The 21,504-nt window shown below is 66.0% G+C and carries 22 protein-coding genes; 16 read left to right on the top strand and 6 right to left on the bottom strand.

The window, feature by feature from the left end:
• Positions 1 to 137: 137 nt before the first annotated feature.
• Entirely contained in the window at positions 138 to 1,004 is an 867-nt protein-coding gene (gene galU, locus ASF22_RS15260; protein WP_056171649.1) for a UTP--glucose-1-phosphate uridylyltransferase GalU, read from the top strand.
• A gap of 459 nt (positions 1,005 to 1,463) precedes the next feature.
• The gene (locus ASF22_RS24950; protein ID WP_056265869.1) at positions 1,464 to 1,670 is read left to right on the top strand and encodes a DUF817 family protein; all 207 of its coding nucleotides are present in this window, start codon (positions 1,464 to 1,466) and stop codon (positions 1,668 to 1,670) included.
• Between the two features lie 271 nt (positions 1,671 to 1,941).
• On the opposite strand, the gene ASF22_RS15250 is transcribed toward ASF22_RS24950, so the two are convergent.
• The gene (locus ASF22_RS15250) at positions 1,942 to 2,157 is read right to left on the bottom strand and encodes a hypothetical protein (protein WP_056171645.1); all 216 of its coding nucleotides are present in this window, start codon (positions 2,155 to 2,157) and stop codon (positions 1,942 to 1,944) included.
• A gap of 427 nt (positions 2,158 to 2,584) precedes the next feature.
• On the opposite strand from ASF22_RS15250, the gene ASF22_RS15245 reads away from it, so the two are divergent.
• The 3 genes from ASF22_RS15245 to ASF22_RS23245 all read left to right on the top strand — a co-directional run bounded on the left by ASF22_RS15245 (position 2,585) and on the right by ASF22_RS23245 (position 4,591).
• A complete protein-coding gene (locus ASF22_RS15245; RefSeq protein ID WP_056266153.1) occupies positions 2,585 to 3,721 on the top strand; it encodes a trypsin-like peptidase domain-containing protein in 1,137 nt (378 codons plus the stop codon).
• Between the two features lie 70 nt (positions 3,722 to 3,791).
• The gene (locus ASF22_RS23250; protein ID WP_082478727.1) at positions 3,792 to 4,055 is read left to right on the top strand and encodes a hypothetical protein; all 264 of its coding nucleotides are present in this window, start codon (positions 3,792 to 3,794) and stop codon (positions 4,053 to 4,055) included.
• Positions 4,052 to 4,591 carry a J domain-containing protein gene (locus ASF22_RS23245; protein WP_082483746.1) on the top strand — a complete coding sequence of 180 codons (540 nt, stop codon included), beginning with the start codon at positions 4,052 to 4,054 and terminating at the stop codon, positions 4,589 to 4,591. The genes ASF22_RS23250 and ASF22_RS23245 overlap by 4 nt, the downstream gene beginning before the upstream one ends.
• Positions 4,592 to 4,720: 129 nt before the next feature.
• Here the strand turns inward: ASF22_RS23245 and ASF22_RS15235 are convergent, their stop codons facing one another.
• The gene (locus ASF22_RS15235) at positions 4,721 to 6,190 is read right to left on the bottom strand and encodes a D-alanyl-D-alanine carboxypeptidase (RefSeq protein ID WP_056171641.1); all 1,470 of its coding nucleotides are present in this window, start codon (positions 6,188 to 6,190) and stop codon (positions 4,721 to 4,723) included.
• Positions 6,191 to 6,516: 326 nt separating this feature from the next.
• On the opposite strand from ASF22_RS15235, the gene ASF22_RS15230 reads away from it, so the two are divergent.
• The 4 genes from ASF22_RS15230 to ASF22_RS15215 all read left to right on the top strand — a co-directional run bounded on the left by ASF22_RS15230 (position 6,517) and on the right by ASF22_RS15215 (position 10,468).
• The gene (locus ASF22_RS15230; protein ID WP_244474305.1) at positions 6,517 to 6,876 is read left to right on the top strand and encodes a phasin family protein; all 360 of its coding nucleotides are present in this window, start codon (positions 6,517 to 6,519) and stop codon (positions 6,874 to 6,876) included.
• 254 nt (positions 6,877 to 7,130) lie between these two features.
• Positions 7,131 to 7,532: an ATP-dependent Clp protease adapter ClpS gene (gene clpS / locus ASF22_RS15225; protein WP_056172158.1), complete on the top strand. Its 402-nt coding sequence runs from the start codon at positions 7,131 to 7,133 to the stop codon at positions 7,530 to 7,532.
• Between the two features lie 24 nt (positions 7,533 to 7,556).
• Entirely contained in the window at positions 7,557 to 10,016 is a 2,460-nt protein-coding gene (gene clpA, locus ASF22_RS15220; protein WP_056265866.1) for an ATP-dependent Clp protease ATP-binding subunit ClpA, read from the top strand.
• A 194-nt stretch (positions 10,017 to 10,210) separates the two neighbouring features.
• Positions 10,211 to 10,468, top strand: coding sequence for a hypothetical protein (locus ASF22_RS15215; RefSeq protein WP_056265863.1), 258 nt, complete (start codon positions 10,211 to 10,213; stop codon positions 10,466 to 10,468).
• 49 nt (positions 10,469 to 10,517) lie between these two features.
• Here the strand turns inward: ASF22_RS15215 and egtD are convergent, their stop codons facing one another.
• Together egtD and egtB are read right to left on the bottom strand one after the other, a co-directional pair.
• Positions 10,518 to 11,456, bottom strand: a complete 939-nt coding sequence (egtD, locus tag ASF22_RS15210) for an L-histidine N(alpha)-methyltransferase (protein ID WP_056266149.1) — start codon at positions 11,454 to 11,456, stop codon at positions 10,518 to 10,520.
• Positions 11,457 to 11,522: 66 nt separating this feature from the next.
• A complete protein-coding gene (egtB, locus tag ASF22_RS15205; protein ID WP_056265860.1) occupies positions 11,523 to 12,794 on the bottom strand; it encodes an ergothioneine biosynthesis protein EgtB in 1,272 nt (423 codons plus the stop codon).
• Between the two features lie 222 nt (positions 12,795 to 13,016).
• Here egtB and murI point away from each other — a divergent pair, with 222 nt between their 5' ends.
• Together murI and rpsD are read left to right on the top strand one after the other, a co-directional pair.
• Entirely contained in the window at positions 13,017 to 13,880 is an 864-nt protein-coding gene (murI, locus tag ASF22_RS15200) for a glutamate racemase (RefSeq protein ID WP_244474309.1), read from the top strand.
• 221 nt (positions 13,881 to 14,101) lie between these two features.
• On the top strand, positions 14,102 to 14,719 hold the full coding sequence (gene rpsD / locus ASF22_RS15195; protein WP_056086744.1) for a 30S ribosomal protein S4: 618 nt from the start codon (positions 14,102 to 14,104) through the stop codon (positions 14,717 to 14,719).
• Positions 14,720 to 14,867: 148 nt separating this feature from the next.
• On the opposite strand, the gene ASF22_RS15190 is transcribed toward rpsD, so the two are convergent.
• The gene (locus ASF22_RS15190) at positions 14,868 to 15,119 is read right to left on the bottom strand and encodes a hypothetical protein (protein WP_056265856.1); all 252 of its coding nucleotides are present in this window, start codon (positions 15,117 to 15,119) and stop codon (positions 14,868 to 14,870) included.
• 112 nt (positions 15,120 to 15,231) lie between these two features.
• A complete protein-coding gene (locus tag ASF22_RS25210) occupies positions 15,232 to 16,005 on the bottom strand; it encodes a cold-shock protein (RefSeq protein ID WP_056171628.1) in 774 nt (257 codons plus the stop codon).
• Positions 16,006 to 16,380: 375 nt separating this feature from the next.
• Between ASF22_RS25210 and ASF22_RS15180 the strand changes: the two genes are divergently transcribed.
• From ASF22_RS15180 to msrA, 5 genes are all read left to right on the top strand, one after another.
• Positions 16,381 to 16,848 (top strand): response regulator, encoded by a 468-nt coding sequence (locus tag ASF22_RS15180; protein ID WP_056171626.1) that lies wholly within the window; start codon positions 16,381 to 16,383, stop codon positions 16,846 to 16,848.
• 147 nt (positions 16,849 to 16,995) lie between these two features.
• Positions 16,996 to 18,105 carry a Ppx/GppA phosphatase family protein gene (locus tag ASF22_RS15175; RefSeq protein WP_056265853.1) on the top strand — a complete coding sequence of 370 codons (1,110 nt, stop codon included), beginning with the start codon at positions 16,996 to 16,998 and terminating at the stop codon, positions 18,103 to 18,105.
• Positions 18,102 to 18,815: an RlmE family RNA methyltransferase gene (locus ASF22_RS15170; protein WP_056265849.1), complete on the top strand. Its 714-nt coding sequence runs from the start codon at positions 18,102 to 18,104 to the stop codon at positions 18,813 to 18,815. The genes ASF22_RS15175 and ASF22_RS15170 overlap by 4 nt, the downstream gene beginning before the upstream one ends.
• A gap of 282 nt (positions 18,816 to 19,097) precedes the next feature.
• The gene (locus tag ASF22_RS15165) at positions 19,098 to 20,786 is read left to right on the top strand and encodes a methyl-accepting chemotaxis protein (protein WP_056265845.1); all 1,689 of its coding nucleotides are present in this window, start codon (positions 19,098 to 19,100) and stop codon (positions 20,784 to 20,786) included.
• A gap of 126 nt (positions 20,787 to 20,912) precedes the next feature.
• A complete protein-coding gene (gene msrA, locus ASF22_RS15160) occupies positions 20,913 to 21,422 on the top strand; it encodes a peptide-methionine (S)-S-oxide reductase MsrA (protein ID WP_056171617.1) in 510 nt (169 codons plus the stop codon).
• Positions 21,423 to 21,504 lie beyond the last annotated feature (82 nt).

Here is a 21,504-nt window from a genome sequence, read left to right as displayed (position 1 = left end):
CGTGGACACCCGATATATCGTAAAACCTTCGCATCGGTTATGCCGTCTCACGGTCACGCTGTAAGACCGGTCTCGGGATGCTGTCGTGCGACGCCTCCGAGGCTCGTCCCACCCCATTCGATACCGGGTCCCGCTCGATGAAACCGATTCGCAAGGCCGTTCTTCCCGTCGCTGGCCTCGGGACCCGATTCCTTCCCGCGACCAAGGCGATGCCGAAGGAGATGCTCACCGTCGTCGATCGCCCCGTGGTGCAACACGTCGTCGATGAGGCGCGCGAAGCCGGGATCGAGCATTTCATCTTCGTCACCGGGCGCGGCAAGGCGGTGATCGAGGACCATTTCGACATCTCGTTCGAACTCGACCGGATGCTCCTGGAGCGCGGAAAGCAGGCGGCCTACGACGACCTGAAGCGCGATCTGCCCGCGGCTGGCCAAACCAGCTTCACCCGCCAGCAGGAACCCCTCGGCCTGGGCCATGCCGTATGGTGCGCCCGCGAGATCGTCGGCGACGAGCCCTTCGCCGTTCTCCTGCCGGATATGCTCAGCCGCGGCTGCATGCAACAGATGCTGTCGGCCTACGAACGCCACGGCGGCAACGTGATCGCCGTCGAGGAGGTCGCCCCCGAGGAGACCCACCAGTACGGCATCGTCAGCGTCGGCGACACCTTCGGTCAGACCTTCGAGATCACCGGTATGGTCGAGAAGCCCAAGCAGGGCACCGCCCCGTCGAATTTCATCATCTCGGGTCGCTACATCCTTCAGCCGGAAATCTTCGAAGTGCTGTCCCACGGCAGGAAGGGCGCTGGCGGCGAAATCCAACTCACCGACGCGATGATCGAGCTGGCGCAGTCGCAGGACTTTTTCGGCATGCGCTACGAGGGTCGGACCTACGACACCGGTTCGAAGCTCGGTTTCCTCACGGCCAACCTCGCCTACGCTTTGGAACGCCAAGACCTCGGCGGTCCGTTGCGGGCCGAGATCGCCCGTCTGCTGGCTGAGGCTTAGCCGGCACCCGCGCCGCTCGCGAGCGATGGACGGCCTCAGCGAAAAGCTGAGCAAATCCTCCGAAAACTCTTGCGTTTTGTGCGGCGCACACTAGTTTGTGCATTGCGGGAGCGCGATGGCGTCGCGCTCCCGTTGCCCTTCTTGGGCGTTTCCTCCCTAGACTTCGGGCCGCTCTTCGGAGCGGCCTTTTTTTCTGTGTGAACCAGCCACGCGCGATGAGCGCCCTGTGTCCGATACGGCGGCCGCCCAGACCGGCAAATGTCGCTGAGATCACGATTCAAGTTTCGATTTGGATCACGGCGCCGCTCGGCTGTGGCCAGTGCTCACCCATTTTACCGCTACCGAGGCAGGGCTGGGAGCTAGGGCGCAGGCACAAAGTCCCCTCGTCGCAGGCGTGTCCGAGTTTGAGGTTCGGCATGAAGCAGGCCCGGGCCTGCCTCTTCCGGGGGCTCGATCTGGATGCCGCTTATCGCGAGCGTCCTGTTCGATTCGGCGGACGCTTCGCTGCACCGCTACGATGCCCTCACCCTGGCGGTGGTCAAGATCTGGATCGCGATGCTCGCAGTGCGGAGGGAAACCAGGGAGGAGGCGAAAATCATCGCCCCGTATCAAGGGATCGGAACCGTCGTGAAACTCTTCAGGATCGGGGTCGGATCCTGGATCTAACCGGAGGCCAGCGTTCCACGCTTCTCATGCGTCCCGCCCTTCACGGGCTTCTTCTATGCCAGCATCGGCTTCTACATCGCACGGGTCTGGCGCTATCCCGACCAGCACGCCGGATGGGCAGTGGTACCCTTGGGGGAAGTTCGGCTCGTGGGACCGTCTGATGATCGCGTCTTATGTGCTCGTCACCCTCGTGAGCCGGCCGCGGGAAGTCCGGCGGTCGGCTCGCGGGGAAGGCCGGCCAATGCAAAGGCCGGTAGCGTCGCCGATCATCTCAGTTGAGGTACGTCCGAATCCAGTTCGGGGAAAGGATTTCGCCTTCCTCGGTGATGATCCAAGGCTGCTTGGCAGGATCGGTGAGGGCGCCGGCGGCGGCCTTGATGGCCTCGCGCAGGGTGTCGTAGCGCTCGGGCTGAGCGAGAGGAGCCGGGATCGGCGCAGTCCGCCAGATGGTCAGATCGGCGGGACGTTCGAGGGCTTCGGTTTCCATGGGTCCTGTTCCTTGATCGAGAGGGTCGCTCCCCGCGATGCCGGCTGTTCGGTCTCACCCTTTGTAAGGGGGGCAACCTGAACGGCCGCTGCGGAAAGTGATCGGCAATGGCAGCATCTCTGGGGCGGCTTTGCGATCTTTTCGGGCGCAATCCTGAAGGTTGCGTCCGTTTCGACGCAGGCTCAGACCGACGGTATGAGCCTCGCTGCGTCCGCTGCTGCTTTGGAGATACCGCTTTGTCGGGATACGGGTCTTCTCTGGGTCTGCCCTATAGGTAGGCTGTAGCTGTCGCCTTGGAATTGAACGGTGTGCGAACGCACCCGGATCGTCCCTGCGCTTGAGCATCAGTTGACCCTAGAGGCGTCACCGAGCGGTTAATGCCGCATTGCAGCAAATGGGTTCTCCCATTTTTTGGAAGAGGATGGTGATGGCGGACCGGTTTGTGCGAATGGCGGCGGGCGCGGCGCTCGTCCTGCTCGCGCTCCTCGTGGCGCAGCCCTACGTGACGGCTTTCCTGTTCGCGTCACGAACCCCACGCGCCATCACGGCTCGGGGGGATCTGGCATCGGTGGAGACCGCCACCGTTGCGCTTTTCGCCCAAGCGAGCCCGTCCGTGGTCCATGTCTTCGCACAGGCCGCGGCACAGGGGCGTGCGCTCCTCGGCGCGGAGTCCGAGGATGGCGGAGAGCGGGAGGGCAGCGGATCGCAAACGGGCACGGGCTTCGTATGGGATGCGGGCGGGCACATCGTCACCAACAACCACGTCGTGGCCGCTGCGGCGCAGGGGGGCGGCTCCGTCTCGGTGCGGCTCTCCTCCGGGGTGGTGGTGCCGGCTCGCATCGTCGGGGCCGCGCCGAGCTACGACCTCGCCGTACTCCGACTCGGCCGCACCACGCCCCCACCGCCGCTCGCCATCGGCACCTCCGCCGACCTCAAGGTCGGCCAAGCCACCTATGCCATCGGCAATCCGTTCGGCCTCGACCACACCCTGACCACCGGCGTCGTCAGTGCACTCCAGCGCCGCTTGCCGACGGCCGAGGGCCGTGAACTTTCGGGCGTGATCCAGACGGATGCGGCGATCAATCCGGGCAATTCCGGCGGGCCCCTTCTCGATTCGGCCGGGCGCCTCATCGGCGTCAACACGGCGATCTTCTCGCCGTCCGGGGCCAGCGCCGGCATCGGCTTCGCCATCCCGGTGGACGTGGTCAACCGCGTCGTGCCCGAACTCATCCGGAACGGGCGCACGCGCAATCCAGGTATCGGCATCATCGCCGGACAGGAATCGGTCACCGCCCGCCTGGGAATCGACGGGGTCGTGGTGGTACGGGTGATCCGGGGGTCGCCGGCGGCGCAAGCCGGCCTGCGCGGCGTCGATCCACAGACGGGCGCCATCGGCGACGTTATCGTGGCGGCCGGGGATCGGCCGATCCATCGCCTGGCCGACCTCACCGCCGCCATGGCGGCCGCAGGCATCGACGCCACCATGGATCTCACGGTCGAGCGCGACGGCCGTCCTCGGCGCGTCCGTGTCACCACGACGGATGTCGCCGAAGCGCGACGCTGACAGGTGACGCCGCCCTTCATGTCCTTTGGACGCGCGAATGGTCTAAGGTCGAAGATCACGAGAGCGGCCGATGCGTCCTGACCCTCGCCTTCTGGCGATCCTCACACTGATTCTGTTGAACTCCAGCGCACAGGCGGGGGAGGGGGCACGACCGCGCGCGGCGCGGCTGCCCTGTCCGCAGGATGCGCCGGAGGGCGTGCGCCTGCCGGACCGGCCGGGCTGTTCGACCCTGCCGACGGCCAGGCCGCCCGATGGGGATGGGTTTCGCGATGTCGGGGGCGTGCGTCTGCGTGTCGGGGGCCGCGTTGGCGCCGAGTACGGAAGCGCCCGATGACCCTGCTGCTCGCGGGCTTCGGCCTCTTGCTGATGTGGAGGCTCGGCCGAAACGCCCTGCGCCGTTCGCCCGCCGCCACGACGCGGCTCCTGCGGCGGGTCGGGGGGTACGCGGCCCTGGCTGCGGCCGGACTGGTCCTGGTCCGGGGCCGGCCTGAGCTCGGGGTGATCCTCGTCGTCGCGGGTCTCTGGCTCCTCGAGGGTGACGCCGGCCTGCGCCACCGGTGGAGCGCGCTGTCGCGGCGGGTCCGCGGCAAGCCTCCCCTACAGGCGGATCTCGACCGCCGGCACGCCGGCCGGCGTGAACACGCTGAGGCTGACGCCGACCCGCGGTCGCGCCGTCCGGCGGACCCAGGGGCGATGACGCAGGAGCAGGCCTATGAGGTCCTGGGGCTTGAGCGCGGGGCGTCCCTGGAGGACGTCCGCACGGCTCACCGAACGCTCATGAAGCGGCTCCATCCCGACCAGGGGGGGACGGCCGAGCAGGCGGCGCGCGTCAACGCGGCCCGAGACAGGCTGACGAACCGACATCGCTGATACTCCACGCGCGTGCCAGAGGGATCGTAGGGACGTGTCTGCCGGCATGACGAGCCGGCCCCGCGCCGCCGCGAGGGACGGCTCGGGTCGAGCGCCGATCCGGACGGGATCGGCGAATCCGCGGATGGATCAGCTTCGGGTGGCGAAGCAGCTGAAACCGCTGCGCTTCAGGGTGTTGCAGGCATCCTGGGCCGCATCCTGCTCGGAGAACCCCGAGAAGCGCGCGCGGTAAAGGGTGGCGCCGCCGTGCTCGACCTTCACCGTGTAGGGCGCAGCTCGGGACAGGGAGCCGCCGGCACGGCTGCGCGCCTCGGCGAGCATGGATTTCGCCTTGTCCTCGTCGTCCATGGCACCGAGCTGGATCACCCAGGCGGTGGGGGTCACTTTGGCGCCCGAGACGGTCTTAGGCGCGGATTCCGTGCGCGGACCGTCGACGGAGGCGAGCCGCGCCGGGCTCTTCACGCCCATCGGAAACGGAGAACCCGGTGCCGTCGGGGCGTAGGCCTGGGCGTTGGCCGGCAGGCGTCCCTTGACGCCAGCGCTACCCGGAGTGGTGGTTGCCCGGCTCGGGGAAATGTCGAGGGGTTGCGCCGTCGAGGCGGTCGTCTCGACATCCTCGTCGTCCGCCGATGCCATCTGCGTGCGCGTGCGCGAAGCGCCGTCGGCCACCACGGCAGGGCGCGCGCGCTCGGCGACCTCGATCGTGGCCGGGGTCTGGCGGTTGCCCGCATAAGCGCGGGGAAGGTTGGCTCGCACGAGATCAGCCATGATCTTGTCGCGGCTCGCCCCGGACTTGCCGCCGAGGACGATGGCGACGATCTGGCGGTCGTCGAGCCGGGCAGCCGTCATGAGGTTGAAGCCGGAATCGCGCGTGTACCCGGTCTTGATCCCGTCGACGCCCTGGACATTGCCGAGGAGACGATTGTGGTTGCCGATCACGCGACCACGGAACGCGAAGGAGCGGGTCTGGAAATAGCGGTAGTAGCGGGGGAAGCGATCCTGGATGGCACGGGCGAGCACCGTAAGGTCGCGGGCCGTGGTGATCTGATCGGAATCCGGCAGGCCCGACGCGTTGGCGTAATTGGTCCGGCCCATGCCGAGAGCCTTCGCCTTCGCGGTCATCATCTCGGCGAAGCGCGGCTCGGACCCGGCGATGTTTTCACCGATGGCGCAGGCCACATCGTTGGCCGATTTCGTCACGATGGCCTTGATCGCGTCTTCGACGGAGATGGTCGAACCGGGACGCAGGCCGAGCTTCGACGGTGATTGCGACGCGGCGAAGGATGAGATGGTGAGGGGCGACTCGAGGGTGTAGCGACCGCGCTCGAGTTGCTCGAAGAGCATATAGAGGGTCATCACCTTGGTGATGGACGCCGGGTGACGCAGGGAATCTTCGTTGACCGCGTGCAGGGTCTTGCCCGTCTTCACGTCGACGACCATCGCCGCGTAAGGCGGGCTATAGCCGCCGCCGCCACGATGATGGGCGCGCCGCTTGGCTTCTGCGGGGGAGGCCATCGTGGCCAGGACCGCCGCCGCCGCGAGCAACGCGGGCAGGGATCGCTTCAGGCCCGGACGCGGGGCTCGCGCGGGGTCGGCCATCGCGTGGTTGGGAACGCTACGCATCACGACTCACTGCCTCGACAGGCACGGCACGGGGCCGGCTTGCACCGCAACATCGGGGCGGGGAGGCATCTGCGCCGCCGTTACCCCGCAACATCTGTCAATCAGGCTAGGTGGATGCAGTTACGGCCGGGTTAATGAGGTGCGCTGGATTTTGCCGGTTATATTGCGATGCATCATAACCCTTGACGTTCTATATTGCATCGCACAAATAAGCGGAGCCGGCGGTCCGCGTCTGGCGGGCCGCTGTCCGCGGCAGACCGATGTCGATGCCAAGGGGATGCCCGCCAGGGCAGTGCCAGACGATGAACATGATGACGCAAGCGTTCGAAAAGACCTCCGCCCTCTTCAAGGCTGGCGCCGACGACAAGGCTGGCTTGGGCACCGCGATCAAAGGCTTCACGGCCGTGGCCAAGGCGAACCAAAGCGCCAGCATCGAGTGGGCGGATTATGCCCGCCAGTCCCTTGCAGAGGGCAGTGCCACCATGAAGAAGCTTGCCGCCGCGCGCACCCCGCAGGCCGTCTTCGAAATCCAGGCCGCCTACCTCAAGGGCTCGTACGAGCGCCTGATGACCCAGACCCAAGTCATGCGCGACCTTTATTCCGGCCTCGCCGGTACGATGAAGTCCCAGGGCACCAGTGCAAAGCTGCCCGCCACCATCTGATCGTCCTCCCGGACCCATCGTTTCATCGGCCCCGCGCGTCACAGACGCGTGGGGCTTTTTTTCGCTTGCCTCGACCCCGAGCCGGGGTCGGCCGGCGGACAAGTGCGCGCAGCCGACTGGCGAAGTCGCCCATCGCCCTATAGATTGTGTTCACCACCCGCACGGCTCGCGAGACGGGGTGTCTCGACGGTGCCGTGCCGCCTCATGGGGTCGATGCGATTCAGATGTCCGACGTCCTGAAGCAGGGCATAGCCATGACGCAACGGCGCGAGGATTATCGCAACGCACGCGATGCGCCGCTCCGACCCGAGCCAAGGGCGGCCTCGAATCCCGACGATCCGGGGAACGGCGATGACGGCCGGTCTGGCACGGCGATCATCACCCGAACCAAGCCGAAGACGAAGCGCCCGAGTCTGTATCGCGTCCTGCTGCTCAACGACGATTACACGCCGATGGAGTTCGTCGTGCATGTCGTCGAAAAGTTCTTCAACAAGTCTCAGGAAGACGCCTACCAGATCATGATGCACGTACACCAGAACGGTGTCGGCGAATGCGGCATATTTACCTATGAGGTCGCCGAGACCAAGGTGACGCAGGTGATGGACTTCGCCCGCAAACACCAACATCCTCTCCAGTGCGTTATGGAAAAGAAATAGGCACCCCCACACAGAGGCCACGCTTTGCCCAGCTTCTCTCGCAGCCTTGAACAAGCTCTCCACCGCGCCCTGGCGCTCGCCGGTGAGCGGCGGCACGAATACGCGACGCTGGAGCACCTCCTCCTCGCCCTTGTGGACGATCAGGACGCCGCGGCAGTCATGCGGGCCTGCAACGTCGAGGTCGACACGCTCAAGCGTAGCCTCGTCGAGTACGTCGACACTGAACTTGCCAACCTCATCGGCGATGGACGCCAGGACGCCAAGCCCACGGCGGGCTTCCAGCGCGTGATCCAACGCGCGGTGATCCACGTGCAGTCCTCGGGCCGCGAGGAAGTGACGGGGGCCAACGTGCTCGTGGCGATCTTCGCCGAGCGCGAGAGCCATGCCGCCTATTTCCTGCAGGAGCAGGACATGACCCGCTACGACGCGGTCAACTACATCAGCCATGGGATCGCCAAGAGGCCCGGGTCGTCCGAGCCGAAGCCCGTACGGGGTGCCGAAGAGGAATCCGCAGCCGAACGCCCGAGCGGAGACGACAACGACGCCCGTCCGAAGAAGAAGGGCGATGCCCTCGAGGCGTACTGCATCAACCTCAACAAGAAGGCCCGCGACGGCCGGATCGATCCGCTCATCGGCCGTGAGACCGAGGTGCAACGCACGATCCAGATTCTGTGCCGGCGTCAGAAGAACAACCCCCTGCTGGTGGGCGATCCCGGCGTCGGCAAGACCGCCATCGCCGAGGGGCTGGCGCGCAAGATCATCCACAAGGAGGTGCCGGAAGTCCTCATCGACGCCACGGTGTTCTCCCTCGACATGGGCACGCTGCTCGCCGGCACCCGCTATCGCGGCGACTTCGAGGAGCGCCTCAAGCAGGTGATGAAGGAGATCGAGGCGCACCCCAACGCGGTGCTGTTCATCGACGAGATCCACACGGTGATCGGCGCCGGCGCAACTTCGGGCGGGGCCATGGATGCGTCGAACCTCCTGAAGCCAGCACTGGCCAACGGCTCGCTCCGCTGCATCGGCTCGACCACCTACAAGGAGTACCGCCAGTACTTCGAGAAGGACCGCGCCCTCGTGCGCCGGTTCCAGAAGATCGACGTCAACGAGCCGTCGATCCCGGACGCCATCGAGATCGTGAAGGGGCTGAAGCCGTACTTCGAGGAATTCCATAAGCTCAAGTACACCACCGAGGCGGTGAAGGCGGCCGTGGAACTCTCGGCGCGCTACATCAACGATCGTAAGTTGCCCGACAAAGCGATCGACGTCATCGACGAGACCGGCGCCTCGCAGATGCTGGTGCCGGAGGCGCGCCGCAAGCGGACCATCGGTGTCAAGGAGATCGAAGCCACCATCGCCACCATGGCGCGCATCCCGCCCAAGACCGTGTCGAAGGACGACGCGGTGGTGCTGAAGAACCTCACCGACAGCCTCAAGCGCGTCGTCTACGGCCAGCCCAGCGCCATCGAGGCCTTAACCTCGGCGATCAAGCTGGCCCGCGCCGGCCTGCGCGATCCCGACAAGCCCATCGGCTCGTACCTCTTCGCCGGCCCCACGGGTGTGGGCAAGACCGAGGCGGCCAAGCAGCTCGCGGCCTCCCTGGGCGTCGAGATGCTGCGTTTCGATATGTCGGAATACATGGAGCGTCATACGGTGAGCCGCCTCATCGGCGCGCCCCCCGGTTATGTCGGCTTCGACCAGGGCGGCCTGCTGACCGACGGCATCGACCAGCATCCGCATTGCGTGCTGCTGCTCGACGAGATCGAGAAGGCCCATCCAGACCTGTTCAATATCCTGTTGCAGGTGATGGACCACGGCAAGCTCACCGATCACAACGGCAAGCAGGTCGATTTCCGCAACGTGATCATCATCATGACCACGAATGCGGGCGCTTCCGATCTGGCGAAGTCGGCCTACGGATTCACCCAGACCAAGCGCACGGGCGACGATGTGGAGGCGATCAACAAGCTGTTCGCGCCGGAATTCCGCAACCGTCTCGACGCGATCATCTCGTTCGGCCACCTGCCGAAGGAGGTCGTCGCCAAGGTGGTGGACAAGTTCGTCCTCCAGCTCGAGGCGCAGCTCGCCGACCGCAACGTCACCATCGAACTGTCCGACGAGGCGCGCGAGTGGCTGGTGGAGCACGGCTACGACGATGCCATGGGTGCCCGCCCCATGGCGCGCCTGATCCAGTCCACCATCAAGACGCCGCTCGCCGACGAGGTGCTGTTCGGACGCCTCAAGGACGGCGGTGCCGTACGGGTGGTGGTGAAGACGCCCGAGGAGGGTAAGAAGCAGGCCCTCGGCTTCGAGTTCCCGGCCGGTCCGGTGACCCCGAAGCCCGAAAAAGACGTGACCAACGCGGTCAAGAAGCACAAGCGTACGCGGGCCAAGGTCTCCCCGCGGAAGAAGGACGACGGGTCCGGCAACGGGGGCTCGGGAAACGTTCGCACCGTGCCGAAAGTACCGTTGGTCAAAGCCTGAGCCGTCGAGACATGGAGCGGGATCGGTCGGGTCGTGCCGGTCGGTCCCGCTGCTGTTTCAGGGAGGCGAACGGCACCTCGATTCAAGCGGTCGACACGCGGGCTTGCGATGGTTAGCAAGCGGGCCTTGAGGCGCCGGCGCTTCGGTTCAGCGCACGGTCCGTGTGGTCCAGTCAATCATCAGGGGGCATCCGAATGAGCGATCTGCATGAGGGCCCCCTCACGCCGGTACAACATCAGTCCGCGCCTGCTGCGACACGGCGCGACGATCGACGCGCGCGCCGCCGCCGTCGCCACAGGGGAGAAGAGATTCTCGGCTGGATCCTCGTCCCGATCATGGTGGTGGGACTCTATTGGGGAATCAATGCCGGTTTCGACGCGCTGGGCACGTCGCCGGGACAGGTTTGGGACCAGTTGATGCAGGTCAAGGCGATGATGGAGAAGCGCAGCTGAGGTCTCGTCGCGGATACGATGTCCGGGACGACGTTTCAGGCGCGACTTCTCACACCCGCGTCAGGGCGTGGATCGAGAACAGGCCCTCGGCATCGGTCCATGCGGCCTGTGGCATCCAGCCCGCCGCGACAGCCAGGGTCCGGAAGCTGTCGAGCGTGTACTTGTAGCTGTTTTCCGTATGGATCGTCTCGCCCTCGGCGAAGGCGAAGGTGTGGCCCGCGAGGTGAATCGTCTGCGCCCGCCGGCTCACAAGATGCATCTCGATGCGCGACGCGTCCGCGTTGAAGAAGGCCCGGTGGCCGAACCCCTCGACGTCGAGGATCGCCCCGAGTTCGCCCGCGATGCGAATGAGCAGGTTGCAGTTGAACGCCGCCGTCACCCCAGCCGCGTCGTCGTAAGCCGCCTCCAGCACGGTCCTGTCCTTCACGAGGTCGACGCCGACGATGAGGGTGGCGCCAGGCCCGAGCACCCGGCCGAAATGCGCCAGCAGGTACGTCGCCTGGGGCGGCTCGAAATTGCCGATGGTGGAGCCGGGAAAGAACCCCGCGACGGCATCGTGCGACAGCCCGTCCGGCAGGGTGAAGGCGCGGGTGAAATCCGCCGCCACGGGCGCGATGGCGAGGTTCGGGAAGTCGGCGGCCAGGGTCTCGGCCTCGCTGTGCAGGAACGTCTCGGAGACATCCACCGGCACGTAGGCGGCGAGGTCCGGCCGGTGCACCAGGAGGCGACGCACCTTCACGGTTGAGCCGCTGCCGAGCTCGACCAGATTGGCCCGAGCCGGGAGGCATGCGGCGATCTCGGCACCTCTGGTATCGAGGATGCCGAGTTCCGTGCGGGTCGGATAATACTCCGGCTGGCGGGTGATGGCCTCGAAAAGGTCCGACCCGGCCGCGTCGTAGAAATACTTCGCGGACAGGAATTTCTGCGGCGCCGAGAGGCCGGCGACGACGTCGTCCTCGAATTGCTGGCGGGCGTCCCGGGCAGCCAGGGGCTTCGCGTTCGTGAAGACGGGATTGATGGTCAACGCTGGAGTCTCCGGGACGCGGGCTTCATTTCAGATGCGGATGTCGGACAAGCGCAGGCCCGTGAACTGCCAACGCTGATGCGGATAGAAGAAGTTCCGGTAGCCCACGCGGGCATGGCCTTCGGGCGTCGCCACCGACGAGCCGCGCAGAACGAACTGGTTCGACATGAACTTGCCGTTGTACTCGCCGAGCGCCCCGTCCACGGGCCGATAGCCCGGATAGGCCGTGTAGGCACTGCGGGTCCATTGCCAGACGGAGCCGAAGGCATCGGCGAGGCAACCGTCGCGGGCCGCCACTTCCCACTCGAACTCCGTGGGCAGGTCGCGTCCGGCCCAGCGCGCGTAGGCGTCGGCCTCGTAGTAGCTCACGTGGCTGACGGGCAGGGACGGGTCGATGGGCCGGATTCCGGCGAGCGTCATGGAAGTCCAGCCGGCTTCGTCCTGGCGCCAGTAGCCCGGCGCGTTCCAATCCTCGGCCTGGACCGCGAGCCAGCCGTCGGAAAGCCAGAGTTCGGGCCGGGTGTAGCCCCCATCGGCCATGAAAGTGAGCCATTCAGCGTTCGTCACGAGCGCGCGATCGAGGGTGCCGCCCTGGATCAGCACGTCGTGCCGGGGTGATTCGTTGTCGAACGAGAACCCCTCGCCGCCATGCCCGATCCGGGTGATGCCCCGGGCCAGGTCGACCTTGCCCGACGCGGCGGATGGCGCAGGAAAACGCCAGTCCGCGTCGTAGGCCGGGCCAAGGGGGTTCTGCGCGAAGGCATGCAGGATATCAGTGATCAGCAATTCCTGGTGCTGCTGCTCGTGATAGAGCCCGATTTCAAGAATCGGCAGCAGCGTTTCGAGGGCCGCCGCCGAGGCCTGCGCGAGAAGCGCGTCCACGGCGCGATCGACATGCGCCCGGTAGCCCGCCACCTCCGCGGTCGTCGGCCGGGTGATGAGGCCGCGCAGGATACGGGGCTGACGCGGACCAGCAGCGACGTAGTACGAGTTGAACAGGTAGTGCAGGCGCTCGTCATAGAGCGCGTATCCCGGCAGGTGCGCTCGGAGCAGGAACTGCTCGAAGAACCACGTCGTGTGAGCGCGGTGCCACTTCGTCGGACTCGCATCCGCCATGGACTGGACCTGCTGGTCCTCCGGCGACAGGGGGGCGGCCCGGCGCTCGGTCTCGTCACGGACATGGTGGAAGGCAGCGATCCAGGCCGTGCGGTCGACGGGCTTGGAACCGAGATTCGGGGGCGGGAAAGCGGGGCGGCCGGACAACGCAGGTCCGGTATCGCGAAACGCTGCGGTCGCTGCCATGCCGATATCTCCAGAAGCTCGTGGTTTCGGAACATATGGTGGACGCGACATTCGGCAACGGCCGCCGGGCCGGTCGGTTCGTCGCGGTTCGTCGGGCTTGCGACGCGGTGTTCGAGGACGATCGCCTTTTTCGTGCCTTGGTCACATCCTCTTAACCGGGCGCCATCGACACTTGCTCCCTTGGGTGGGACGTCGGACCAGGTTCGGATGCGGAACAATCTCATGGCGGGCACGGCCACGATTCCCGTGGCGACGGGCGCGAACCCGACCCCGACGATCCTCGTGTTCGATTCGGGACTCGGCGGCCTCACTGTGCTGGAGCAGGTGCGCCGCGCCCGCCCGGACGCGGCCTACGTCTACGCAGCCGACGACGCCGCCTTCCCGTATGGCCGCCTGGACGAAGCAGCCCTCGTCGACCGGGTGCTCGCCGTGATGGACCGCCTCGTCGCGCTCCACCGGCCCGACCTCGTGGTCATCGCCTGCAACACCGCTTCGACCCTCGTCCTGCCGGCCCTGCGCCAGCGCTTCACGATTCCGTTCGTCGGCGTCGTTCCACCAATTAAACCAGCCGCGGAAGCCACGCGCTCGCGCCGGATCAGCCTGCTCGCCACCCCCGGCACGGTGGCGCGCACCTACACCCACGAACTCATCGAATCCTATGCCGCAGCCTGCGCCGTGACCCTGGTGGGGGCCCCGAACCTCGCCGGGTTCGCCGAGGCGGAGCTTGCCGGTACCCCCGTGGACGATGTGCGGCTCTCCGCAGAGATCGCCCCGTGCTTCAGTATCAGCGACGACGGGCGCCGCACCGACGTGGTGTGCCTCGCCTGCACGCATTACCCCCTGCTGCTGGCCCGTTTCCAGGCCCTGGCGCCGTGGCCGGTCCTGTGGATCGACCCCGCTCCTGCCATCGCCCGCCGGGTGACGCAGCTCCTCGGCGCGCCGCCGCGTGGTATGGACCACCGCGCTGGCTCCATACTCGGGGCCTTCACGGGCGGCGCCGGGCTCACCGAGCCCCTGCGGGCCTCCCTCGCCCTGCGCGACGTCACCTCCGTCGCCGTCGAGGCGATGCCCCTCGGGCTCCAGTGAGAGCACTTTCCCGACGACGAAGCCGGCTCGGCATTGACGGGGGCACGGCCCTACTCTAGGGAAACGCACGTGACGCGGTCCCGACGAGGGGCCCCGAAACGTTTTCAAGCGCACCCGTGAGTCGGCTTCGGCCGCTCTGTCGTTCCGCGTCAGGCCATAGGGCCGGTCCGGAAAGAGGAGGGCGCGTTCCTCGACATATCTCCGTTGCGAGAGGAACCGCGATGTCAAAACGTATTCAGGCGAAGCACAAGCTCGATCGCCGCATGGGCCAGAACATCTGGGGCCGCCCGAAGAGCCCCGTCAATCGCCGCGAGTACGGCCCAGGCCAGCACGGCCAGCGCCGCAAGGGCAAGATGTCCGACTTCGGCACTCAGCTGCGCGCCAAGCAGAAGCTGAAGGGCTACTACGCCAACATCACCGAGAAGCAGTTCCGCCGCTACTACGCCGAGGCCATCCGTCTCCGGGGCGATTCGGGCGAGAACCTGATCGGCCTGCTCGAGCGTCGCCTCGACGCCGTGGTCTATCGCGCCAAGTTCGTGCCGACCCCGTTCGCCGCGCGCCAGTTCGTCAACCACGGCCACGTCAAGGTCAACGGCCAGCGGGTGAATATCGCCAGCTACCTCGTGAAGACCGGCGACGTGATCGAGGTCAAGGATTCCTCGAAGCAGCTCGAAATCGTCGTCGTGGCATCGCAGCTCGCCGAGCGTGACGTACCGGATTACATCGAGGTGGATCACGCCAAGATGACCGCCCGCGTCACCCGCATCCCCAACCTCGGCGAGGTGCCCTACCCCGTCCAGATGGAACCGAACCTCGTGATCGAGTTCTATTCGCGCTGATCCGCCCGGATCGCAGCCGATGTGAAAAGGGCCGCCCCATGGGGCGGCCCTTTTTGTTGGTCGGGCGTTCCTTCGCGAGGCGTGGGTTTGGTGGGCGCCGTTTCGCATCGGCCCTTACTGAGACCCGGCATCCACGCTTGGCCGATGTCTAACGGGGAAGAGAGGGGCGATCCTTCAGGTTCCGTGCGCGCAACGCCTCCGACGCCTGCTGCGCGCTCGGCGGCATCTCCTGGGCGCGGGCGCCATCCGGAGCGAGGAGACCGGGTCCCGCGTCGGTCCGGTCCCGACCGGACAAGGCATAACCTGCGTTCACGCCCGCATAGGCACCGGTAAAGTCTTCCGGCCAGGCCGGGACGGCCAGGGCCGCGAGCCAGATCAGGCTGAGCGGGACGATTCGCATGGTCTCTCCACCTGGAATTTCCGGGCTGAAACGCGAAACGGCGGCCCCGGGGGACCGCCGCTCGCTCGAACTGAACTTGGAACCATGGCCAAAGGACGGCCGGGCTCACGGATCAATCGTCGACGTTGATGCTCTGGGCCTCACGACCCTTCTGACCCTCGACAACACCGAGCACGACCTGCTGGCCTTCGGCCAGTGATTCGAGGCCGGCGCGCGACAGGGCTGAACGGTGCACGAAAACGTCCTTGCCGCCATCGTTGACGGACACGAAGCCGAAGCCCTTGGCCGGATCGTACCACTTCACGGTGCCGCTCATCTCCGTGGAGGGGCCGCTGGCGAAGCGTCCGCCGCCACGGTCGCCGCCGCCAGCGCTGCCGTAGCGATCGCCGCCACCGGCGGGGGCGCCATAACCACCACGGTCGCCGCCGAAGCGGTCGCCGCCGCCGAAGCCGCCGGTACGGGGCGGACGCGCATCGCGCATGGGGGCCGCCTCGGCCGTGGAGGTGTCGACGCTGGTGACGTCGGTCACCTGCGGACCCTTCTGGCCCTGGGCCGTATGGACCGTCAGGCGCGTGCCGGGCAGAAGGTCGGCATGGCCTGCGGCTTCGACGGCGCGGATATGGAGGAAGGCATCGCCCGAGCCGTCAGCCAGCTCGACGAAACCGAAGCCCTTCTCCTTGTTGAACCACTTGACCGTCGCATCGCGCTCCGGTCCCGAGGGGGCTGCCGCCGCGCGCGACGGGGCGCGGTCGAAGCCGCCGCCACCGCCGAAGCCGCCACCGTAGCCACCGCCGCTCGGCGGAGCCTGATCGGGCCAACGCGGCTCGGCTCCACCCTCATCGAAGCCGCGCTTCTGCGGCCCCCTGAAATCACGACCACGTCCCATAGAAAGCTCGCAAAAACCGTCCGCCGACCATCATTTGTGAATACCGCGTGCGCGCCATCCCAGACAGCCCACGCTCCGCACTATCATTACCCCCGGCAGCGGTGACCAAGAATAACGCCTTAGTCCTGACTGAAACGCGCCACTCTCGCAAGGTCCATTTGGGCGCCCGAGCGACGGTTCCCTTAATTTTGTGCGGCAAAATGCGTAGCGGATCGGGGTGGGTGCAGAAAGACTGTGGGAAGGTTTGGTTCCGATCGCCCTTGTACGTCGAACGCGGGCGGATTTGGGTCCGACGTTAGGAAAGCGAAAAGGCTCGTGGGTTAAGGGTGATGCCGGGCCGATCCGAGTGAGCGGACCGGAGCCGAATGCTGCCGCATGATCGCCACACCAACGTTTCCGGACCTGTCCGCCCTGGTCGTGGACGAAAGCTTGTACATCCGCCGTATTGTGCGGGACATGCTCATGCGCGTCGGCATCAAGCGCGTCCTCGAGGCTCCCGACGGGGCCGAGGCGCTCGGGGTGCTGGCAGAGAGCAAGCCGGACATCACCATCATCGATTGGGATCTGGCGATTCTCTCGGGTGAAGAGTTCATTCGTCTCGCCCGCACACCGACCACATCGCCTTCTCCGACGGTCCCGATCATTCTGATGCTCGCTCAGCCGCGCCGCAACGTGGTCGACCGTGCGATCTCGCTCGGCGTCAACGAGATCATCGCTAAGCCCTTCTCCCCGAAGACCCTTTGGTCGCGCCTCGACGAGGTGATCCACCGGCCGCGCCCATTCTCCCAGGTCAAGAGCCTGCTGCGGCCAGTGCCGCGGCTCGCCGCCGCCGGCAAGGCGTAGCCTGACCGACGCAGAAGCGCCGCGCCAAGGGCGATCCGCGCAACGAATCCAGGGCTTTGCAGTTTGCCCGCGACACCTGTAGCGTGGAGCCTGAATGATGATCCGGCTCTCCGCCTGGGATCACGCGGAAGGACTTCGGCACAGCCGATGCGGGAAGAGAGTGCCGCGACCATCCCGGCCCGCTCCATGGCCGGCCCGATCACCCCCACGGTCGCGCCGGGGGAAATGCAACGATCCGGAACGCAGGCCACCACCCACCGGCCGCCGCGGCGGAACGCTTACGCCGCCCTCGATCTCGGCACCAACAATTGCCGTCTCCTTATCGCCGAGCCCGCATCCCACGGGTTTCGAGTCATCGATGCGTTCTCGCGCATCGTACGCCTCGGCGAAGGCCTCGGAAATGCCGACCGCCTGAGTGAGCCCGCCATCGAGCGTACCATCGATGCCCTTCGTGTTTGCCGTGCGAAGATGCAGGCGCGCGGTGTCGTACGCGCCAAGATCATCGCCACGGAAGCCTGCCGGCTCGCAGTGAACGGCGCGGCTTTCGTCGAGCGTGTACGCGACGAGGTCGGTCTCGATCTCGAGATCGTCGATCGTCAGACAGAGGCTTACCTCGCGGTCACGGGCTGCGCGGCTTTGGCCGACCCCTATGCCGAATCGGTGGTGATCTTCGATATCGGCGGCGGCTCCACGGAGATCGCATGGCTCGACGGCGCGGCCACGAACCCGTCCACCGACCCGACCCTGCGCATCCGCGCCTGGGACTCCCTGCCGGTGGGCGTTGTTACTCTCGCGGAGCGTCACGGCGGCGCCGACGTGACGCGCCTGACCTTCGAAGGCATGGTGGAAGAAGTGGCCGACATGCTCGCCCGCTTCGCGATCCGTGCGGCGCCCGCCGCCAATGCCCGGCACTTCCACCTGCTCGGCACGTCGGGAACGGTGACGACGCTCGCGGCCATGCATCTGCGCCTCGCCCGTTACGAGCGTCGCCGCGTCGATGGCCTGTGGATGAGCGACGGCGAGGTCGGGGGCGCCATCGACGACCTCCTCGACACGCGTCTCGACCAGCGGGCGGACAATCCTTGCATCGGGCGTGACCGGGCCGACTTGGTGCTGGCGGGGTGTGCGATCTTGGAAGCAATCCGGCGGGCGTTCCCATCCGATCGCCTGCGGATCGCCGATCGCGGCCTTCGCGAGGGGCTTCTGATGAACATGATGCGTGAGGACGGCGTGTGGCGCCGTGGGGGTTACCGGTGAGTGACAGGCGTGGTGCCGGTGCAGGGTTGCGCGGCGAACTCAAGCAACGGGTGAAGACCGGGCGCGGTCGTACGGCTTCGCAGAAACGCTGGCTGGAGCGCCAGTTGAACGATCCCTATGTCGCCCGTGCGAAACGCGAGGGCTATCGCTCGCGGGCCGCCTTCAAGCTCATCGAGATCGACGAGCGCTTCAAACTCCTGAAGCCCGGCCAGCGTATCGTCGATCTGGGCGCCGCCCCCGGCGGCTGGTCGCAAGTGGCGGCTAAGATCGTCGGCGACACCGGTCGCATCGTCGGGATCGATCTCCTCGAAATCGAGCCCATGGCCGGTGTCGAGTTCATCACCCTCGACTTTCTCGACCCTGCGGCACCCCAACTGCTCACCGGCCTGCTTGGCGGGCCGGCAGACCTGGTCCTGTCTGACATGGCTGCCAATACCACCGGCCACAAGCAGACCGACCACCTGCGCATCATCGGTCTGGCCGAGACGGCCGCCGAGTTCGCCCGTGAGATTCTCGCCCCCGGTGGGTCTTACCTTGCGAAGGTTTTCCAAGGCGGTACCGAAGGCAGCCTTCTCGCTGATCTGAAGCGCGATTTCGCTAGTGTGCGGCATGTCAAGCCGAATGCCAGCCGTGCCGATTCGAGCGAACTCTACGTTCTCGCCTCGGGCTATCGTGGTGGGCGGCGATCGGACGACGCGGAAGAAGCCTAAGAACTCTCGGCTCCGGCCGGGTTGTTCCTCGGCTGATCCGAAAGGTCCGCCGACCCGACACATTGCACGGATATCCGAGCGACGCCGAGTGCGCGACGCACAAGGCACGCGGCTTGCCTAGCCAGCCTGGAAGTATCTTGCATTAAAATGCTGGGTTTATTCAAATTAAAGATGCGGCCTGCGATTTAATGGCAGTCAAAGTCGCGACTGATTTCAGAAAATTTTCATTTCTCATGGTTATACCAGATCGATGCTCTTTCTGAAATCGATCGGGTAATATCGATGACACAATTCAGATTGTCGATCCGGACTCGTCTGATCGGTGCTTTCGCGATCGTAATCGTTCTCATGACCGGTATCGGGGTGGTGGCGCTGCAGGCCACGCGTACCATCAATGATCATCTCGTGCAGGTTCAGTCGGATTCTTTGCCGAGCGTGGCGAAGGCTGGCGAAATTACATCCTGGATGGCGCGTTACGCTATCAGTGTCTATCGCCACAGTGCGCTCCTCGATCCGGATTCCAAGAAGCGGGCCGACACCGAGCTTGATGAGCGTGGGGCTCATGTGGCGAAGGTGGTCGGAGAGTACGCGGCTCTCATCAGTTCGCCCGAAGAGCGAGTCTTGTACGACCGGATCAAAGCCAATTGGGCTGCCTATCAGGTTGAGGTCACGGAGATCCTGGCGCTGTCACGCAGAGGCTTGAACGAGGATGCTTTCGAGCGCCTCCAGGGCAAAGCCTCCGAACTCCAACGCTCGTCGATCGACACATCCAACGAGTTGGCCGCTTTGAACAGCAGCCTCGCCGCACAATCACGCCTCGCGAGCGAGCAGGCGTTCGAGCGAACTGAAACCATCGTGCTGACCGTGGTCGGAGGCGGGCTCGTCCTGTCGATCTTGCTCGCAGTTTTCATCATTCGAGGCATTACCGGCGGGATCGGTGCCGTCGTCCGGCCAATGACCGCGCTCGCGGAAGGCGATCTCACCGCCGTGATCCCGAACCAGGGCAATGGCACCGAGATCGGCCGCATCGCCGACGCCGTTCAGGTCTTCAAGGACGGTCTCATCCGCATGAAGTATCTGGAGGAGGAGACCACCTTGGCGCGTGCCGGAGCCGAGGCCCAGCGCCGGCAAGGCATGCGTGACATGGCCGATTCGTTCGAACGGGCGGTCGGTGGAATCGTCGGTTCGGTGGGAAGCGCTGCAGCCGAACTCCAGGCGACGGCTCAGACAATGACCGCGACGGCGACTCAGGCGGGCACTCGGTCCGTCTCCGTCGCAGCGGCGGCCGAAGAGGCTGCCATCAACGTTCAGACCGTGGCGGCCGCGGCGGAAGAACTCGGTTCGACGGTCCAAGAGATCGGACGGCAGGTCCAGGGCTCGGCCCACCTGGCGGAGGTCGCCGTGCGCGAGGCTGGTGCAACCGCCGCCCTGGTACAAGATCTCAGTGGCGCCACCGCCCGGATCGGCGACGTGGTCAAACTCATCGCCGATATCGCGTCGCAGACCAACCTTCTTGCCCTCAACGCAACCATCGAGGCGGCGCGAGCTGGCGAGGCCGGACGCGGATTCGCGGTGGTCGCGGCGGAGGTCAAGGAGCTCGCGAGTCAAACCGCACGCGCAACCGAGGAGATCGGCAGCCAGATCGCCCGCATCCAGGGGGCGACGGGAGACAGCGTGACCGCCATCGCCGGGATCCGCGGTCGAATCGGCGAGATCAGCACCGTCGCGATCTCGCTTGCGGCGGCCGTGGGACAACAGGGTGAAGCAACCCAGGAGATCGTCCGAAACGTCTCCCAGGCGGCTGCGGGTACGGGCGAGGTGACGGTGAACATCGCCGCCGTCGCGTCGGCCGCCGAGGAGACCGGTACGGCCGCCACTCGGGTTCTTGCGTCGGCCTCCGACCTGTCGCGTCAGTCCGGCCATCTCAGTGCCGAGGTCGAGCGGTTCCTCGCCAGGGTCCGCGCCGCCTGAGCGGTTCAGAGCGCCTCCGTTCTTGCCGCGATGCCACGGTCGGTGCCTAGGGTGCTGGAAACGACCACGCGATTCACCATCTGAGTAGCGGCGGCAGCCTGCCGCCCAGATGGAAGGAACCCATGCATGACCACCGAGCGCGCTGTGCTGGCAGGAGGTTGTTTCTGGGGGATGCAGGACCTCATCCGTAAACAGTCGGGCGTCATCGCGACGCGGGTCGGTTATTCAGGCGGTGAGGTGCCGAACGCAACCTATCGCAATCACGGCCGTCATGCCGAAGCGATCGAGATCCTGTTCGACCCTGAGGTGATCGGCTATCGCAAGCTTCTGGAGTTCTTCTTCCAGATTCATGATCCGACCACGGTCGATCGGCAGGGAAACGATCGGGGACCGGGTTACCGATCGGCAATCTTCTACGAGAGCGAGGCGCAGAAGGCAGTGGCCGAAGACACCATCGCCGATGTCAATGCATCCGGGTTATGGCCCGGCAAGGTGGTGACTGAAGTCTCGCCCGTCGGGCCATTCTGGGAGGCCGAACCAGAGCACCAGGACTACCTGGAGCGCATTCCGAACGGCTACACCTGTCACTTCATACGGCCGAACTGGACGCTGCCGCGCCGGGCCGACGCTGCCTGACGCGGTCCGCAATGGGGCTCGCGCCGCCGTATCGTTGCGGCCGGTGCGCGCTCCCGTTGCGTACGCGCTCGGGACCGTTGGA

The sequence above is a fragment of the Methylobacterium sp. Leaf87 genome (genome assembly GCF_001422775.1).
Lineage (GTDB): Bacteria > Pseudomonadota > Alphaproteobacteria > Rhizobiales > Beijerinckiaceae > Methylobacterium.
This window is presented reverse-complemented; position numbering and strand designations above follow the sequence as displayed.

Bases quoted from the DNA above. Each gene is read 5' to 3' on its own strand.
- galU (WP_056171649.1), top strand. From the start codon at position 138: ATGAAACCGATTCGCAAGGCCGTTCTTCCCGTCGCTGGCCTCGGGACC.
- ASF22_RS24950 (WP_056265869.1), top strand. From the start codon at position 1,464: ATGCCGCTTATCGCGAGCGTCCTGTTCGATTCGGCGGACGCTTCGCTG.
- ASF22_RS15250 (WP_056171645.1), bottom strand. From the start codon at position 2,157: ATGGAAACCGAAGCCCTCGAACGTCCCGCCGATCTGACCATCTGGCGG.
- ASF22_RS15245 (WP_056266153.1), top strand. From the start codon at position 2,585: ATGGCGGACCGGTTTGTGCGAATGGCGGCGGGCGCGGCGCTCGTCCTG.
- ASF22_RS23250 (WP_082478727.1), top strand. From the start codon at position 3,792: ATGCGTCCTGACCCTCGCCTTCTGGCGATCCTCACACTGATTCTGTTG.
- ASF22_RS23245 (WP_082483746.1), top strand. From the start codon at position 4,052: ATGACCCTGCTGCTCGCGGGCTTCGGCCTCTTGCTGATGTGGAGGCTC.
- ASF22_RS15235 (WP_056171641.1), bottom strand. From the start codon at position 6,190: ATGGCCGACCCCGCGCGAGCCCCGCGTCCGGGCCTGAAGCGATCCCTG.
- ASF22_RS15230 (WP_244474305.1), top strand. From the start codon at position 6,517: ATGAACATGATGACGCAAGCGTTCGAAAAGACCTCCGCCCTCTTCAAG.
- clpS (WP_056172158.1), top strand. From the start codon at position 7,131: ATGACGCAACGGCGCGAGGATTATCGCAACGCACGCGATGCGCCGCTC.
- ASF22_RS15215 (WP_056265863.1), top strand. From the start codon at position 10,211: ATGAGCGATCTGCATGAGGGCCCCCTCACGCCGGTACAACATCAGTCC.
- egtB (WP_056265860.1), bottom strand. From the start codon at position 12,794: ATGGCAGCGACCGCAGCGTTTCGCGATACCGGACCTGCGTTGTCCGGC.
- murI (WP_244474309.1), top strand. From the start codon at position 13,017: ATGGCGGGCACGGCCACGATTCCCGTGGCGACGGGCGCGAACCCGACC.
- rpsD (WP_056086744.1), top strand. From the start codon at position 14,102: ATGTCAAAACGTATTCAGGCGAAGCACAAGCTCGATCGCCGCATGGGC.
- ASF22_RS15190 (WP_056265856.1), bottom strand. From the start codon at position 15,119: ATGCGAATCGTCCCGCTCAGCCTGATCTGGCTCGCGGCCCTGGCCGTC.
- ASF22_RS25210 (WP_056171628.1), bottom strand. From the start codon at position 16,005: ATGGGACGTGGTCGTGATTTCAGGGGGCCGCAGAAGCGCGGCTTCGAT.
- ASF22_RS15180 (WP_056171626.1), top strand. From the start codon at position 16,381: ATGATCGCCACACCAACGTTTCCGGACCTGTCCGCCCTGGTCGTGGAC.
- ASF22_RS15175 (WP_056265853.1), top strand. From the start codon at position 16,996: ATGCGGGAAGAGAGTGCCGCGACCATCCCGGCCCGCTCCATGGCCGGC.
- ASF22_RS15165 (WP_056265845.1), top strand. From the start codon at position 19,098: ATGACACAATTCAGATTGTCGATCCGGACTCGTCTGATCGGTGCTTTC.
- msrA (WP_056171617.1), top strand. From the start codon at position 20,913: ATGACCACCGAGCGCGCTGTGCTGGCAGGAGGTTGTTTCTGGGGGATG.